General features: G+C 63.0%; 18 protein-coding genes. 4 read left to right on the plus strand and 14 right to left on the minus strand.

Annotated features, from left to right (window positions below):
• Positions 1-11: 11 nt before the first annotated feature.
• Entirely contained in the window at positions 12-218 is a 207-nt protein-coding gene (locus tag Q6D67_RS02530) for a DUF2788 domain-containing protein (protein WP_304703963.1), read from the plus strand.
• Between the two features lie 49 nt (positions 219-267).
• On the opposite strand, the gene Q6D67_RS21705 is transcribed toward Q6D67_RS02530, so the two are convergent.
• Together Q6D67_RS21705 and Q6D67_RS02535 are read right to left on the minus strand one after the other, a co-directional pair.
• A complete protein-coding gene (locus Q6D67_RS21705) occupies positions 268-360 on the minus strand; it encodes a hypothetical protein (RefSeq protein WP_370551912.1) in 93 nt (30 codons plus the stop codon).
• Positions 354-2,273, minus strand: coding sequence for a DUF885 family protein (locus Q6D67_RS02535; protein WP_304703964.1), 1,920 nt, complete (start codon positions 2,271-2,273; stop codon positions 354-356). The genes Q6D67_RS21705 and Q6D67_RS02535 overlap by 7 nt, the downstream gene beginning before the upstream one ends.
• Positions 2,274-2,492: 219 nt before the next feature.
• Between Q6D67_RS02535 and Q6D67_RS02540 the strand changes: the two genes are divergently transcribed.
• Together Q6D67_RS02540 and Q6D67_RS02545 are read left to right on the plus strand one after the other, a co-directional pair.
• Positions 2,493-3,917 (plus strand): DNA polymerase Y family protein, encoded by a 1,425-nt coding sequence (locus Q6D67_RS02540; RefSeq protein WP_304703965.1) that lies wholly within the window; start codon positions 2,493-2,495, stop codon positions 3,915-3,917.
• A gap of 195 nt (positions 3,918-4,112) precedes the next feature.
• The gene (locus Q6D67_RS02545; RefSeq protein WP_304703966.1) at positions 4,113-4,445 is read left to right on the plus strand and encodes a hypothetical protein; all 333 of its coding nucleotides are present in this window, start codon (positions 4,113-4,115) and stop codon (positions 4,443-4,445) included.
• A gap of 61 nt (positions 4,446-4,506) precedes the next feature.
• On the opposite strand, the gene Q6D67_RS02550 is transcribed toward Q6D67_RS02545, so the two are convergent.
• The 4 genes from Q6D67_RS02550 to Q6D67_RS02565 form a co-directional block, all read right to left on the minus strand.
• On the minus strand, positions 4,507-5,034 hold the full coding sequence (locus tag Q6D67_RS02550) for a lipocalin family protein (RefSeq protein ID WP_304703967.1): 528 nt from the start codon (positions 5,032-5,034) through the stop codon (positions 4,507-4,509).
• A gap of 7 nt (positions 5,035-5,041) precedes the next feature.
• On the minus strand, positions 5,042-5,329 hold the full coding sequence (locus Q6D67_RS02555; RefSeq protein ID WP_304703968.1) for a ferritin-like domain-containing protein: 288 nt from the start codon (positions 5,327-5,329) through the stop codon (positions 5,042-5,044).
• A gap of 78 nt (positions 5,330-5,407) precedes the next feature.
• On the minus strand, positions 5,408-6,568 hold the full coding sequence (chrA, locus tag Q6D67_RS02560) for a chromate efflux transporter (RefSeq protein ID WP_304703969.1): 1,161 nt from the start codon (positions 6,566-6,568) through the stop codon (positions 5,408-5,410).
• Between the two features lie 110 nt (positions 6,569-6,678).
• Positions 6,679-7,050: a PaaI family thioesterase gene (locus tag Q6D67_RS02565; protein ID WP_304703970.1), complete on the minus strand. Its 372-nt coding sequence runs from the start codon at positions 7,048-7,050 to the stop codon at positions 6,679-6,681.
• Between the two features lie 71 nt (positions 7,051-7,121).
• Here Q6D67_RS02565 and Q6D67_RS02570 point away from each other — a divergent pair, with 71 nt between their 5' ends.
• Entirely contained in the window at positions 7,122-7,604 is a 483-nt protein-coding gene (locus tag Q6D67_RS02570) for a DUF2165 family protein (RefSeq protein WP_304703971.1), read from the plus strand.
• An 18-nt stretch (positions 7,605-7,622) separates the two neighbouring features.
• Here the strand turns inward: Q6D67_RS02570 and Q6D67_RS02575 are convergent, their stop codons facing one another.
• The 8 genes from Q6D67_RS02575 to Q6D67_RS02610 form a co-directional block, all read right to left on the minus strand.
• Positions 7,623-8,702 carry a PA0069 family radical SAM protein gene (locus Q6D67_RS02575; protein WP_304703972.1) on the minus strand — a complete coding sequence of 360 codons (1,080 nt, stop codon included), beginning with the start codon at positions 8,700-8,702 and terminating at the stop codon, positions 7,623-7,625.
• A 57-nt stretch (positions 8,703-8,759) separates the two neighbouring features.
• Positions 8,760-9,137 carry a DUF1622 domain-containing protein gene (locus Q6D67_RS02580; protein ID WP_304703973.1) on the minus strand — a complete coding sequence of 126 codons (378 nt, stop codon included), beginning with the start codon at positions 9,135-9,137 and terminating at the stop codon, positions 8,760-8,762.
• Between the two features lie 51 nt (positions 9,138-9,188).
• The gene (locus Q6D67_RS02585; protein ID WP_304703974.1) at positions 9,189-9,647 is read right to left on the minus strand and encodes a YkvA family protein; all 459 of its coding nucleotides are present in this window, start codon (positions 9,645-9,647) and stop codon (positions 9,189-9,191) included.
• Positions 9,640-10,569, minus strand: coding sequence for a glutathione S-transferase family protein (locus tag Q6D67_RS02590; protein WP_304704096.1), 930 nt, complete (start codon positions 10,567-10,569; stop codon positions 9,640-9,642). The genes Q6D67_RS02585 and Q6D67_RS02590 overlap by 8 nt, the downstream gene beginning before the upstream one ends.
• Positions 10,570-10,593: 24 nt before the next feature.
• Positions 10,594-11,097, minus strand: a complete 504-nt coding sequence (locus Q6D67_RS02595; protein WP_304703975.1) for a nucleoside deaminase — start codon at positions 11,095-11,097, stop codon at positions 10,594-10,596.
• 35 nt (positions 11,098-11,132) lie between these two features.
• Positions 11,133-12,155, minus strand: a complete 1,023-nt coding sequence (locus Q6D67_RS02600; protein WP_304703976.1) for a class I fructose-bisphosphate aldolase — start codon at positions 12,153-12,155, stop codon at positions 11,133-11,135.
• Positions 12,156-12,225: 70 nt separating this feature from the next.
• Entirely contained in the window at positions 12,226-12,576 is a 351-nt protein-coding gene (locus Q6D67_RS02605; RefSeq protein ID WP_304703977.1) for a DUF3147 family protein, read from the minus strand.
• A 62-nt stretch (positions 12,577-12,638) separates the two neighbouring features.
• The gene (locus Q6D67_RS02610; protein ID WP_304703978.1) at positions 12,639-15,053 is read right to left on the minus strand and encodes an endonuclease/exonuclease/phosphatase family protein; all 2,415 of its coding nucleotides are present in this window, start codon (positions 15,051-15,053) and stop codon (positions 12,639-12,641) included.
• Positions 15,054-15,063 lie beyond the last annotated feature (10 nt).

Consider the following 15,063-nt stretch of genomic DNA (forward strand, 5'->3'; position numbering starts at 1 on the left):
GGGAAGCAACAGTGGACCAGTGGCTGAGTGATTACGGCGTGACCCTGGGCGTGGGCGCCCTGATCGCGTTCATGATTTTTATCGTCTGGGATCTCGCCAAACGCAGCAATGCCGGCAAATTCGGCACCATCATCCTCTACGTTGGCCTGGCAATGGGCATCTTCGGCTTCCTGATCAAGGTGATCATTACCTGGATGCTGGAGAACGCCGGGGTCTAGTACCCTGCCTCCAGGAGGCAGGGTACTAGACCCCGGCTTGGTGGCAGCCCTAGGCCTTGGCCTTGGCCGCCAGGGTGTTGGCGATCATCCGGTCGATATTGTCTTCCAGAATCGACAGCGGCACCGGGCCGTGCTTCAGCACTTCATCGTGGAAGGCGCGGATATCAAACTGCGCACCCAGTTNGCCGCCAGGGTGTTGGCGATCATCCGGTCGATATTGTCTTCCAGAATCGACAGCGGCACCGGGCCGTGCTTCAGCACTTCATCGTGGAAGGCGCGGATATCAAACTGCGCACCCAGTTCAGTCCGGGCGCGCTCCCGCAGCTCCATGATCTTCAGCTTGCCAATCAGGTAGGCGGTTGCCTGCCCGGGCATGGCGATATAGCGCTCGATGGCCTTGGTGGCGTCGTTGCGTGAGTTGGGCGTGTTCTCGACCAGATAGTCGATCGCCTGCTCCCGGGTCCAGCGCTTGCTGTGCAGGCCGGTATCCACCACCAGGCGGCAGGCGCGCCACAGCTCCATGGCCAGGCGACCGAAGTCAGACCACTCGTCGGAGTACATGTCCATATCCTTGGCCAGCTCCTCGGTGTACAGCCCCCAACCTTCGGTGAAGGCGGTAAAACTGGCGTAGCGCTGGAACTCCGGCAGACCTTCCAGCTCGATGGAGATCGCCCGCTGCATGTGGTGGCCGGGAAGCCCCTCGTGGTAGGCCAGGGCCTCCAGCTGGTAGGTGGGCATGCTGCTCATGTCATACAGGTTGGCATAGTAGATGCCGGGGCGGGAGCCGTCCGCAGGTGGTGCGTTGTAGAACGCCTTGCCGGCCGAGCGCTCGCGGAAGGATTCCACGCGCTTCACGATCATATCCGCCTCCGGCAACAGCCCAAACTGCTCCGGCAGGCGCAGACGCATGGCGTCAATGGCCGCGGTGGCATCGGCGAGGTAAGCGGCACGGCCCTCATCGGTGTTGGGGTAGTAGAACTGGGGATCCGTGCGCATGAATTCGAAGAATCCGGCCAGGTCGCCCTCGAACTCCACCGCTTCCATGATTGCGCGCATGGCACCATGGATACGCTCCACCTCCCGCAGGCCGATGTTGTGGATCTCATCCGCCGTCAGGTCCGTGGTGGTAAACCAGCGCAGGCGCTCGGCGTAGAAGGCATCGCCATCTGCAAATTTCCAGACGCCATCGGCCCCGGCCGCCTGTTCTGCCTGTTCCTCAATGGCCGCAATCAGGCGCTCGTAGGCGGGCTCCACGACCTCGAGCAGCGCCTCGCGGGCCTCTGCCAGCAGCCGGTCACGGGTGTCGGCGTCTATATCCAGAGCCGCGACCTTGTCCCCGAAGTCCTTCCACAGGGTGGAGTCCTCTCCCTCGGCAACGAAGGGCACACCACTGATGACATTGCGCGCCGACTCCAGCATCTGCGGGTACTGCCAGTCCGCCAGCAGCAGATCTTTCTCGGCGCGGATCTCCATTTGCTCAATCACCTGGTCGAACCAGGAGCCAATGTTATTGAGGCGGCCGATATAGGCCTCGGCATCGGCGAGATCGCTTACCCGGTGGATATTGACCAGGTTGCTGGCAGCCTGGGTGTGGGGGCCGCGGAACTGGTGGATCACAAACTGGTGGTGGCGGAACTCATCGCTGGCGATGCGCCGCTCCAGGTCGAGCTGGTACAGGTCGTAGGATAGCTGGTCTGCCGGTGCCAGCACCGCGCGGTCAAACTCCGCCAGTTGCTGCAGGCGGGCCTCGTTGATTTTGCGGGTCTCGTCCTGGAACTCCTCGGCAACCGGGTCCCACTGATCGTGGTTCAGCTTGATGCCGCGAGAACTGGCGGTATAGGGATACCGCGCCATGTCCACGGCATAGTTTTCCTCCAGGAAGGTGCGGAAGGCGGCGGTGACCGCGCTATCGGCCACGGCCTGGCTAACAGTCTCGGTGGCTTCGGCGGCGCTGGGCCCCGGCTGGTCGGCGGGGGCCTCATCCCGGGAGCAGGCGGCAAGTGTGGTGGCGAGCGCGAGGGGCAACAGAGCCAACTTATATTTGGTTAATGACATTTTTACCTCATTTGGCGACATTTCGTATCATTTGGCCATTTTTTATAGCCGAACTGGCTGGCATGATGACGTATTTTGGTCTCGATTGCCAGTTGTGGTCGGTACCGCGCGGGCAGCGCTGGACAACGGCGACCCGACCTCTGATACTGTACATATGCACAGTATTCATGCCAGGCTGGGGAAAATGCCCGCCGCCAATAACCGGCCCGGGTGCGGGCCGTGAGCCTCTGGCTGTGCCTGCGATTTCCGCAGCTGCCCCTGCAGTGCCAGACACTGAGCGAGGCGCAGCCCATGGTGGTACTGGCCCGGCAACGGGTGCTGCGGGCCAATGATTGCGCTGCCAGTCTCGGCATTCTCGAGGGTATGGCGGCAGCCACCGTGCGCGCCCTCGCGGGCAGCGAGCCACTACAATTGCTGGCGCGAGACCAGGAAGCCGAGCAGCATTGCCTGCAACAGCTGTGCTGCTGGGCCTATGGCATCACCCCCACCCTGTATCCCTGGCGCGGCGATTGCCTGCAACTGGAAGTCGGTGGCTGCCTGGCCCTGTTCCGCAGCCTGGAGAACCTGCTGCAAACCGTGCATTGCGGCATTCAGCTGCGCGGCTACCGGGTTGAGGCAGGCCTGGCACCCACCCCCAAGGCAGCGTGGCTGCTGTCCTTCGGCACCCAGGAGCTGGCTGCCGGCGGCGCGGATGGCTGGCAGGAGCAGCTCAACTCCCTGCCGCTGACCCTGCTGGATGACTTCCCCAGGGAGGTTGCCGCCCTGCGCCGGGCCGGTCTGCAGCGGCTGGGAGACATACTGGCACTGCCCGAATCCGCTCTCGGGCGACGCTGCGGCAAACCCCTGGTCCATTGGCTGCGACAGATGCTGGGACGGGAAACTGACCTGCAACCGGATTATCACCCCCCGGCCCACTTCAGTGATCAGCACTGGTTTGGCTATGAAGTCAAAACAACCGCGGAATTGCTGCCCGCCGTGCAGCAACTGCTGCAGGCCCTGTGCGGGTTCCTGCGCCAGGCCCAACTGCAGGCGGAGGAGATCGAGTGGCAGCTGATAGCGGTTGACCGTCAGGTCCAGTGCCTGCAAGTGCGCAGTAGCAGCCGTCACAGCGACTGGGAGAACTGGTACCAGCTCACCCGGCTGCAGCTGGATCGCCTGCAACTGCGTACGGGCATTGAAGGTCTGGCGCTGGAGTGCCGCCAGCTACTGACGGGGCGCAGCGCCAGCATCGACCTGTTCAGCCCCCACAACCAGCGCGAACCCATGCAGGCGCTGCTGGACCGCCTGCGCAACCGCCTGGGCCTGCAGGCCATCCTCACTATCGGCTGCCGGGATGAGCATCTGCCGGAGCTGGCCCTGCATGTCGGCAGCGAAGCCGCCGCGGCCCTACCCGCAGGTCAACCCTGTGCCCGGCGCCCGTTCTGGCTGTTACCGGAACCACAGCCGATTCACCGGGAGCAGGGGCAACTGCACTGGCAGGGCCTGCTGCAACTGGTCGGCGGGCCAGAGCGTATCGAAGACAACTGGTGGCAGGAACCGGTCAGCCGCGACTACTACATCGCCCGGGGCTCCAGGGGGCAGTATTACTGGCTGTTCCACGACCGCCTGCGGCGGCAGTGGTATATCCACGGCCTGTTTGCCTGAGCTGGAGCCGGCGTCTCGGGGAGCGGCCACCCCTTTACACTACTATTGTGAACTTATTGTGACAGTTACATTGCAGCGATAGATTAATTGCTGCAGATGGCCCTATGATGGCTACAGTCCAGGGCAGAGCTCCGCATACCGGGTTGCCTGACCCTGGAACACAAGCGTCGCGAGACGCCAGACCGGAGGTGTACCATGAAGACGATAACGAGAGCACTGATACTGGCCACCCTGCCCCTGTTCGCCGCTGGCGCCTGGGCAGAAGTAACCCAGGACTGCATCCTGGAGGGCACGGTGGACAAGAAAAAAGCCGAGCAGATGGGCAGCGATGTCTATGTCGCCTTCCACTCGGCAAACCGCGCGGAAAAAGGCAGCGAGTGCAAGCTGAACCGCCGCAACCGGGTCGAGTTCAAGGCACCCAAGAATGCCATGATCGAAAACGCGCCGGACGGTGCCAGGGTCAAGTATCGCTACACAGAAGAGGATAACCAGGCTGGCGAATGGAAGCTGATGGGCGTCTCCATGTAGGCACGCCTGCCTGGCGGAATACAGCCTCTACCCGGGCAAGGAGCCAGGGCCGGCGCCCTCGCTATGGTGCGAGGTTCCGGCTCTGGTCGACAAACAGCAACTCGTCCACCGCAAACCCCAACTCGCCAGCCCGCCGCACAAAGCGCTGCTGTAGTTCGGCGCTGACCTCTGGTGTGCGTGCCAGCAGCCACAGATAGCTGTTGTTGAAGCCGGATACAAAGGCGTAGTCATAGTTCTCCTGGTCCAGCTCGAACACCACATACGAGGCATAGAACGGCCCGAAAAAGGACACTTTGAGGTGGCCAGTGGTATCGTCGCCCACAAACCTGGCCACGCCTTCCGCCTCGGACCACTCGGATTTCTTCGCGCTATAGCCGCGGTTCAACACCCGCACACTGCCGTCATCATTCAGACTGTAGGTGGCGGTAACGCCATCGAGACCGCGCTCGAATACATGGTCGAGCCGGGCGATTTCGTACCAGGTACCCAGGTAGCGCTGGGCATCGAAATTCCCCACCGGCTCCACCCCCGGCGGGGTGCCCAGACAGCCGCCCAGCAGCAGCAAAACGCCGAGCCCGAGTGCGCGCACGGCCACGTTACTCGTGCGCAATGGTCTTGTCGGTGAACAGGTAGTCCTTCAGTTCTCCGTCGAGAACCGGATCGCGACGCCGAATCCACTCCAGCACCATGGCCGCGTGTTCCTTTTCCTCGTCACGGTTATGGCGGAGAATAGCCCTCAGCTCCGGATCCTTGCAGGCGTCCATACGCTGGTTGTACCAGTCCACAGCCTCCAGCTCTTCCATCAGGGAAACAATGGCGCGGTGCATGTCGCGGGTTTCGTCGCTGAGTTCAGCAACGGGCTCGTGGTAACCTTCGTTCGACATAAATACCTTCCTGTGCAGCTTCAGTAATCCATTCCGTGTTCTAGTGTAGCGGCTTCGCCAATATTGACCAATCCCATCTCAAACATTCAACACAACACCAACGGCGGCAAAACCCGCCACCAGGGCAAGAATCGGAGGCCGCCAGCGGAACAGAAGAAACCAGCCCGCAACTGCCAGAACCGCATCCAGCCAGCCATTGATCGCCGCCAGCGCCACAGGGTTGACCCAGGCTGCCAGCAACAGGCCCACGACCGACGCATTGACGCCGGCCACCAGGCCCATGACCCGGGGCCTAGCCGCCAGTGCCTCCCAGGCCGACTGCAGGGCCAGCACCAGCAGGAAGCCGGGCAGGAAAATGCCGGCAGTAGCCAGCAGGGCGCCACTGAAGGGGGCCGCCGGCAGCAGGTCGGCGCCGAGAAATGCTGCCAGAGAAAACATCGGCCCGGGCATCGCCTGGGCGGCGGCATAGCCCAGCAGGAAACGGTCTTCGCTGACCGCATCCCCCAGATGTTGCTGCAACAGGGGCAGCACTACATGGCCACCACCAAAGACCATGCTCCCGCTGCTGTAGAACTGGCTGAACAGGCGCCAGACCGGGTCTCCGCAGGCATAGAGTGGCAGCCCGACGAACAGCAGGGTGAACAGACCCAGAGGCAGCCAGCGAATACCGGTTCTGGCTTGCGCTTGCGACGCCGCGCCCGTGTCGAGCCGGGGCAGAAGAACCAAGCCCGCCAGCGCAGCCAGCAGCAGGGCAACATACTGCGCCCAGGGCGCAGCTGCGAGCAGCAACAAGGCCGCGGTCAACACAGCAATGGCTGTGGTGACAGCGTCACGGCAGAAGGACAGCGCCATGGTGCGCACTGCTTCCGCCACCACCACCACCGCCAGCAACTTGAGACCGCGTACCAGGCCTTCGAGCCCGCCGCTGCCAGCAACCTGCGCCGACAGCACCGCGACGGCGAACATCAGCAGAAAGGATGGCAGGGTAAAGCCGAGGAAGGCGGCCACGGCGCCGGGCAGCCCCGCACGGCGGTAGCCGATGGCAAAGCCGACCTGGCTGGAACTGGGGCCCGGCAGGAACTGGCTCAGGGCAACCAGGCGGGCATAGGCTGCGTCATCCAGCCAGCGCAAGCGCTGGACAAAAGCCTGCTGGAAGTAGCCGATATGGGCAGCGGGGCCGCCAAAGCTGACACAACCCAGCAGCAGGAAACGCCAGAAGACCTCCACAAAACCCGGCACAGAGAGCCTGTTCTCACGGCCGCGTGACATCAGGGCCTGAGGAATACATAGAGGCCAGAGCCCATGGTATCGCGCACCCAGCGCACATAATCGTCCCGCAACTCCCGAAATCAGCGCCGGATGATGGCGTAGTTGCCGTTGGCCTGGGCCACCAGCTGGTTGTCGCACAACAGCCGCGCGTCCAGGTTGGCGACCGAGCGTCCACGATTGAGCAAGGTCGTCTCGCACACCACGGTGCCTGCCAAAACCGGCCGGAAGTAGTTCATCTTGATCTCAATGGTAGCGCAGGATTGGCCCTCCTCCAGCGTCGGATACAGCGCCGCACCCATACCGGTGTCCGCCAGCGCGTACAGGACGGCACCGTGAACCACGGCATGCGGGTTGTGGTGCAGGTCCGCCTCCACTTCGATCTGGCATTTACTATAGCCGTGCTCCTGGCGGAGCATCTGCAATTTCATATGGTCGGCAAAGGGATGATGCACGGGAGACTCCTGTCGAAATATTGAGACGTCATGCTAAAGTAGCCGGAGATAATAATACGAGAGGCAGAATCATGCGCTACCTGAAAATCAGCCTGGCCGCCTTTGCCGCATTCTTCTGCCTGATGTATGGCCTGCAGAACCTGGCGAACCTGGACGCAGCCTATGGCTTTGTCGCCCTGATGGCGGGCATGGAGGGCCACGCAGCCTACCCGGACCACCTGGGTCCAGCGGTACAGGCGCCGTCACTGATCTGGACCATGCTGGCGGTAATTATTGCCCTGGAATTTGCAGCGGGTGTATTGGCGGCCAAGGGGGCCTTCGACCTGTGGTCGGTACGCAACGCCAGTGCTACCGAATTCAATGCCCGCAAGCGCTTCGCCCTGCTGGGAACCGGGCTGGCGGTAGCCCTGTGGTTCGGAATCTTCTCGGCTATTGGCGGCGCCTACTTCCAGATGTGGCAGACCGAGGCAGGCAGCGGCGCTCTTGAGGGGGCCTTCTGGTACTCCATGCAAAATGGGCTGGTTTGGCTGATGCTGCGGGCGGACGACAACTGACGCGGATACCGCAGCAAATCATGCGCTGGCGAACAGATCGCCCTGGGCCCCTGGCGGCCGGAACCGGCTGCAATCGAGTTCATCGTAGCGCCGCGCATTCAAGCCCAGGCGCTTGCTGGCCTGTTGAAAGCGCCGGGCCAGAAGTTGCGCGAACACGCCTTCGCCGCGCATGCGTTGGCCGAAGCGGGCGTCGTAATCTGCCCCGCCGCGGCACTGGCGAATCAGGCTCATGACCTTGGCCGCCCGTTGCGGGTAGTGCGCCTGTAACCAGTCCTCGAACAGAGGCGCCACTTCAAGTGGCAGGCGCAGCAGCATCCAGTTGGCCATGACCGCGCCGGCATCGCGGGACTTCTGCAGGATCTCCTCCAGCTCCCGGTCGTTGAGACCGGGGATCATCGGTGACGCCAGCACCCCTACCGGGATACCGGCCGCGCTCAATTCGCGGATAATCCGCAGCCGCGCAGCGGGCGATGCTGTGCGCGGCTCCAGGCTGCGCTTGAGATCGTCATCCAGCGTCGTCACGCTGATGAACACATGCAATAGCCGGTCGCGGGCCATGTCAGCCAGCAATGCCGTATCCCGGAGGATCAGCGCGCTTTTGGTGACGATAGTCACCGGGTGGCGGCTGTCATGGAGCAATTCCAGCAGCGCCCGGGTAGTGCCGCGGCTGGCTTCCAGCGGCTGATAGCAGTCGGTGTTGCCGGACAGATTGATAGGGCTGCACTGATACGCGGGCTTGCACAACTCCGCCTGCAGCCGTTCGACGAGGCCGGTGCGGGCAATCAGGCGGGTTTCGAAATCCAGGCCCGGGGAAAGGTCCCAAAAGGCGTGGCTCGGCCGCGCATAACAGTAGATGCAGCCGTGCTCACAACCCCGGTAGGGGTTGATGGAGCGGTCGAAGCCCAGATCCGGCGAGCTGTTCCAGCTGAGCGCACTTTTCGCGGGCTCATCCCTGACTTGCGTGGCAATGCGCTCTGGTGCCTCATCCCGCCACCAGCCATCATCCACGGTTTCACTGACCACCGGGGCGAAGCGATTGTGGGGATCAAAGGTAGCGCCACGCCCGCGGCGGGTTTGGGACGGCTGCCGAATGGCCAAGAGCGCACCTCAATACTGTGATTTTGCACAGTATAGTGCCGCAACCGGAAAATTCAATTACCGCCCGTCGGGGCGGGCACTGCCGGCCGAATCATTCGCTGCCTGCTGCCAGGGCCAGCGGCCCTCGATTTCCAGGTGCAGGATCATGCTGAGGAAGGTGCGTATGAGGATAATAAGGCCCAGCACCGCCACATTCTCCCAGGTCGCGGCGACAACGATCGTCTGCATGATGTCGCCGGCGATCAGGAATTCCAGGCCCAGGATAATCGAGCGGCCCAGTTGCCGGCGAAAAATCTGATAAGCCACCCCCTCCGGCACCTTGTTGAAGTGGCGCATGAACACCACCGAGGAATAGCCTGCTCCAACCAGCATAACCAGCACGCCAACTGCCTCGGTACCGAGGGCGAGCAGGGAAATGACTTCGGTAAACTCCATACTGCATCCATCCGCGAATAGTGGGCCGGCGCCAGCCCGGTTGCACCCTTGTCAGTCGAGATTGTCGCCAGGCGTCTCCGCCGGGTCTGCCGGATCCTGTTCGCCACGCTCCCAGGCGAGAAAGCGCTCCAGATCCTGGTTCAGGGTGCGCAGGGTCCAGGCCAGTATGGCCGCATCGTCCAGCAGCCCGAGGCCGAGGATAAAGTCCGGCACCAGATCCACCGGCATTACAAAGTACACCACCGCCGCCACGAGAATCAGCAGTGAACGCCAGGAGATATCCCGGTAGGAGCCCCTGGCGTAGGCGCCCACCAGACGCAGAGCGTCCTTGAGCGGTTTGATGATGGCCGCCAGCGGCCCGCTGCGGGCCTCCGCCTTGCGCCCCGCGGCAGCCGCCAGCGATTTCAACTTCTCCGGTTCCTCGATATATTCCCTGGCGCGGTTGGTAGCCCGGGCATAGGCCCTGCTGGCACGGACCCGGGTGGAGCGCTGTGGCTCCTGCTCAGGCACGGTCCTGCTCCGCTGTGTGCAGGGAATACCCCTGCCTGGGAAAATGCACATGCACCGTTCCCAGCCCGCTTTCGTCGCGCGCCAGGATCCAGCTGTGCTCAGTGGCGCCGGCCAGGGTCCCGGCTGCTGGCACCTGCCCGTAGTCCGAGGGCGCGATCGTTACCCGCTGGCCGATACAGGGGTCCGCCTGGTCCGCCGACGCAATCGGCCGCGGCTCGGCGCCGGCGGCCGCCTCCAGCGCCTGCTGCGGCGCGATCTCGCTGCGCACACCTTCGCCAAAAGCGGCGATGCGATCCATCCAAGCCAGCGTATTGGGAAAAGCATCGACCAACGGTGATTCACCCAGATCGCGAATAAACCAGAGCCCGTGATAAGTGGAAAAGTCCGCGTGAGTCGGGGCCTCGCCGAACAGGAAATCCTGCTCCAGGCGCGCCTCCACCTGCGCCAGGTGCGCCAGCACCAGAGGCCGGGCTTCCTTGACGCCGGCAATCTTCACCGCCGCCTTGCGGCTCATGCCAATGCGATCCAGCATGAAACGGCCCATGTCCAGCAGGGACATGAACTCCCGTGCCTTGCGGCGCATCGCCGGGGTGCCGGCCGCCAGGACACAGGGAAAAAACATGTCCAGGTCCGCCCGGCCCGCCCAGACCTGAGCCTCGGCGTCAAGATTTTCCAGCGCCAGCTGGGGCTTGTTGACCAGCGCGGCAATCTCGGCCGCGATCGTGCGGCTGTCGCAGAATACGTCGGCGCCGATCTGGGCCACCGGGATCTTGCGATAGCCACCCGCAAGCTGCGCCAGGACCGGTCGCGGCGGCATCTCGCGGGTAATTGCGGACTGCCAGGTCAAGCCCGCATAGCCCAGCATGCTGCGGATTTTCCGGCCGAACGGCGATAGGGCGTAATGGTGCAGAATCAGGTCCATCAATGCGGGCTCTGTCAGGGAATGTCAGTAGGGTACACGGTCCGGCCTGCCCAGGTATTGCTGCAGGACAGCGAAAGCCTCCTCCCCCAGCACCTGGGTCTGGCCGACGTCGCGCTGCTCCTGGGGTAACGCCAGCTGTTGATAAAAGCGTTGATCGTCAAAGCCGCAGATCTCCGCCGCGTGAATGGAGAAGCCGTAGAAAACGTGTCCGATACGCGCCCAGTAAATGGCGCCCAGACACATCGGGCAGGGCTCTCCGCTGGTGTAGATATGGCAACCCTGCAAATCGAAACTGCCGGCACGATCGCAGGCATCGCGGATTGCCATGATTTCACCGTGGGCAGTGGGATCATTGCTGGCGATAACCTGATTCCAGCCCTCGCCGACAATGGCGCCATCGCGCACGATTACCGCGCCGAACGGCCCGCCCTCGCCGGTTTCAGCGGCCCGACGGCCAAGCTCTATGGCGCGGCGCATGCAGTGCTCCGCCAGCGCGGCGTCGACGTGCCCCGTTTCCATCCTTGTCATCACCGTATCCAAAGTTCTGTGTACCCCGGTCAAACTCAGGGTGCTCCTTCCAGCGACCGGGCATACTTGCCGTCGCGCGCCAGGCCGTTGAGCTCGCAGCGCCTGAGTAGTATGCGCTGGGCGGCGGCCAGATTATCTTCCCGCCCCCGCCAGGCGGCCAGGACCGGCGCCTGCAATGCCCGCCCAAACGAAAAACTGATCTGCCAGGGCCAGGGACCCATCGCATTCATGGCGTTGAGATGGTCCGTGGCGTCTTCCGCACTCTGCCCGCCGGACAGAAACACCAGCCCCGGGACAGCTGCGGGCACGTGGCGGCTCATGCAGCGCAGGGTGGCATTGGCCACCTCCTGCACCGGGGCTTGCCGCTCGCATTTCAGACCGGCAATCACCATGTTCGGCTTCAGCAGCATACCTTCGAGGAACACGCCGTGGGCATCCAGTTCGATGAACACCGCCTCCAACACCCTGGAGGTAAGCTCTTCGCAACGCTCGATGGTATGGGCGCCATCCATCAGCACCTCCGGCTCCACGATTGGAACAATCCCCAGTTCCTGACACAGTGCCGCGTAGCGCGCCAGTGCGTGGGTGTTGGCCCGAATACCGCAGGCACTCGGCACATCGCGCTCATCGCTATCAAGCACAGCGCGCCACTTGGCGAACTTCGCTCCCAACTCACGGTACTCGAGCAGGCGCTCGCGCAGCCCGTCCAGACCCTCGGTAATCCGCTCGCCAGGGTGCAAGGCCAGCGCTACGGCCCCCTTGTCCACCTTGATCCCGGGCAAGATGCCGCGACTCGACAGCAACTCGGCAAAGGGTGTGCCGTCCCGGGTGGTCTGGCGCAAGGTTTCCTCAAAGAGAATAACACCACCGATGTAACGTTCGATGCCATCAGTAGTGAACAGGATTTCGCGATAGCGGCGGCGGTTTTCCTCTGTCGCTTCGACCTTGACCGACTCGAAGCGCTTCCTGATCGTGCGCCCGCTTTCGTCCGCCGCCAACACACCTTTTTGCCTGGCGACGATGGCTTTCGCCACGGAACCCAGCTGTTGCCTGTTCATCAACGACCTCCTTCCAGCACCGGCCTGCCAGAGCGAGCCGGCCGCCGGCTAACCGCCCGGAGCCAGCCAACTACAGCTTCACACCAAGGTAGCCCAATATCAACACCATGAGGTAATAGCAAACAACTGTCAGTGCGATGGCAGTACCCAGGGCCGGGTAAAATCCCAGCCCCCTGCCCAACAACACAGGCAGGGTCACAAACAGAGCCAGTGACGGCAATACGAGCCAGAATATGCTGGACGCGAGCGCGCTCACAGCGGCCGTATCCCTGGTTTCGGCATACAGCCAGATCATCGCCAGTACCGACACGAGGGGAATGGACGCCAGAATCGCACCAACCAGCGAGCTGCGCTTGGCGATCTCGGAGATCAACACAATCAGTGCTGTCGTGATGATGATTTTGCTGATGTAGTAGGTCATGCAACATCCGCTCCATTGGCGCAGAGACTATACCTCAGTGTCGATGAAATGGTCCTGCATGCCTAGGTCCTGCGCCCCTGTCCAGAAAAACGTATCTCCGCGAGCAGGGGGAGATGATCGGAAGCCGCCCGCGCGAGTGCCGATGCGGGAACTTCGATTCCCGTAACCTCAAGTTCGGCGCTGACAAAAATGTGATCAATGCGCACCGCGGGAAAACGGCCGGAGAACGTACCCCGGGGCTGCCCCGGGGCCTGCGCCTGTGCATCCACCAGGCGCCCTGAAATTTGCCGACACACCGGCGATGAGGGCAGGGCATTGAAATCTCCGCAAAGAATCACCGGGCCAAGGCACTGTTCATGTGCCAGCCATTCATTGCCCAACAATGCCTGCACCTGCGCCATCCGCTCGCGAGGGTGCAAGCCCAGGTGGGTATTGATGAACTGAACCTCGACACCGTCCAGCTCCAGCGCCACCCAGAGCGCCCCGCGAGGCTCCAGCGAAGCCCTGTCGGCCAGCCCCGGCAGGGCGCCGGCCTTGATCAGGCGCTGGGGCAGATGTGTCAGAATGGCGTCCCCATAGAGCTCCTCTTCCAAGTGTAGCGCGGGATGAAAGTGAAATTCCATTTCCAGATAGCGTGCGATCAAATGTGCCTGATCCATGCCATCTGTGCGCGAACGCCCGACGTCCAGTTCCTGCAGCGCGACCACATCCGGTCTGCCGCGGGCAATCACCCGCGCGATTCGCTCGACATCCAGTTTGCCGTCCATGCCCACACAGCTGTGTACGTTGTAGGTCATCACTCGAAGTGTATCCGTACGGGCACTGCTGCTCGGCCTGGGAACCGGGGCGGCTCCCCGCTCCGCCCGACCCAGGTAGCGCAAGGCGGCGTTGCGCAGCTCTCTGGGGCGCAGATAGTTTCTGTCGCGCTGCGGCAGCGGGGTGTCGATCGGTAGCAGCGCAAAGCCGTTGGTCTCAGCGGGCATCGCACCACCGTGGGCGCCATTCTCCGCAGCGAAGCTCACGGGCTCCAGCCCCTGACGCCAGCCCAGCAACACCAGATCTCCGGCGTCGGGATGCTGGCACATGTGCACAAGATCTTCTGCAATGGAGGGCAGAAAGGGGTGCTGCGTCCCGAACAGGGCGCCTTCGTCACCGGGCAGGCGGAAGTCTCCGGTAGCTGTGTGCGCGCGTAGCTGGCCTGGAGCTTGGACAGTGATCACGACCGGAACCCTGCAGGTCTTTGCCAGCGTATGTGCGATACGGTCGCGCTCGGCCTTGCTGACCTCGGACGGCGCATAGACATGGGCGATGGGCCCGAGCGCAGCGACCATGGGATGAGGCTCCTCATGCTCGCCCCCATCTAGCCCCATCACGGCGAAAAGACGCTGTATCCGTGTGCCCCCAAGCAAGCGAACGCGCTGGGTCTGTTCGCCGGCCACCCCGTCGATGTGTGTTCGCAGCGGCGCGCCGCTGCTGGTTGCGAACGCGGCGGATACCGCCTCTGCCAGGGTGGAGCCCTGCAGCTCTGCATAAGGGCGCACCAGCGCCTGCCCGTGATCGGAATAAACCCAGATCTCGTACTGCCGCCACGGCGCATGAGCGGCCGCTCGCCACAACCGGGCAACCGCATCATCAATTCCTTTGAGGGTCCAGTGGGCAAACAGTGATTCGGGGCCGCGGCGGTGCGCCTGTTCATCGTAGCCGAGCAGATTCATATGAATAACCGGCAGGCCACGGCTGATATCGATCTTGCCGCCGATCACGCAAAGCTCCCGCAGGAGGATAGAAATACCCACTCTGGTGGGAATGAACTTCAGTTCCGCCAGTAAACCGTGGCCTCTGACCAGGCCCTGCCCGAAGTCACGCAGTGCCAGAGCCAGTTCCAAAAGCAACAGGACCCCGACCCGGGCAAAACTGTAGAAGTTGGCCAGTAGAAAGGCCATCATCACCAGGGGATTGGCGGCGCGCAGCGTCGACCCCCACCCCATCGAGGATGCGCAGAAGTGGGATTCCGCGGCCCCGCCCGTATAGTTGTTGGAATAGGCGCTGCCACCCCTGAGCAGTGCCTCACCGCCTTCAGCGGCCAGCCGGGCCTCGACCTGCGCGGCCACTTCGGGTTCATACATGCGGACAATTGCGGACGAAGTCCGGTCCCGGTAGGAGAATGCCGGCACGGCAGCCGCCACGCCGTAAAAAAGTTCAGCCTGAACCGCCGGAGTTGTGGACGGCAAACCGGAGTAATGGGCATGCACCCGATAGTGCTCGCGCCTGAGCAAGCGCCTGAGGAATGGCATTTCGCCGCGCTCCAGCGCGCGCTCAAACTGTTGCTGCGAGAGTCCGTCGATTTGAATCATGACCAGGCCCGGCCGGGTTGCCGGACCTGCGGAATCGGGCAGACGCAGCAGGCGTGCCAGCCAGACACTGCGACTGAAACTGCGTCGAAGGCGGCGGTACAGGCTTTCCAGGCGACCTAGCACAGTGGGCAGG

This window comes from Haliea sp. E1-2-M8 (assembly GCF_030649675.1).
Taxonomy (GTDB): domain Bacteria; phylum Pseudomonadota; class Gammaproteobacteria; order Pseudomonadales; family Halieaceae; genus Haliea.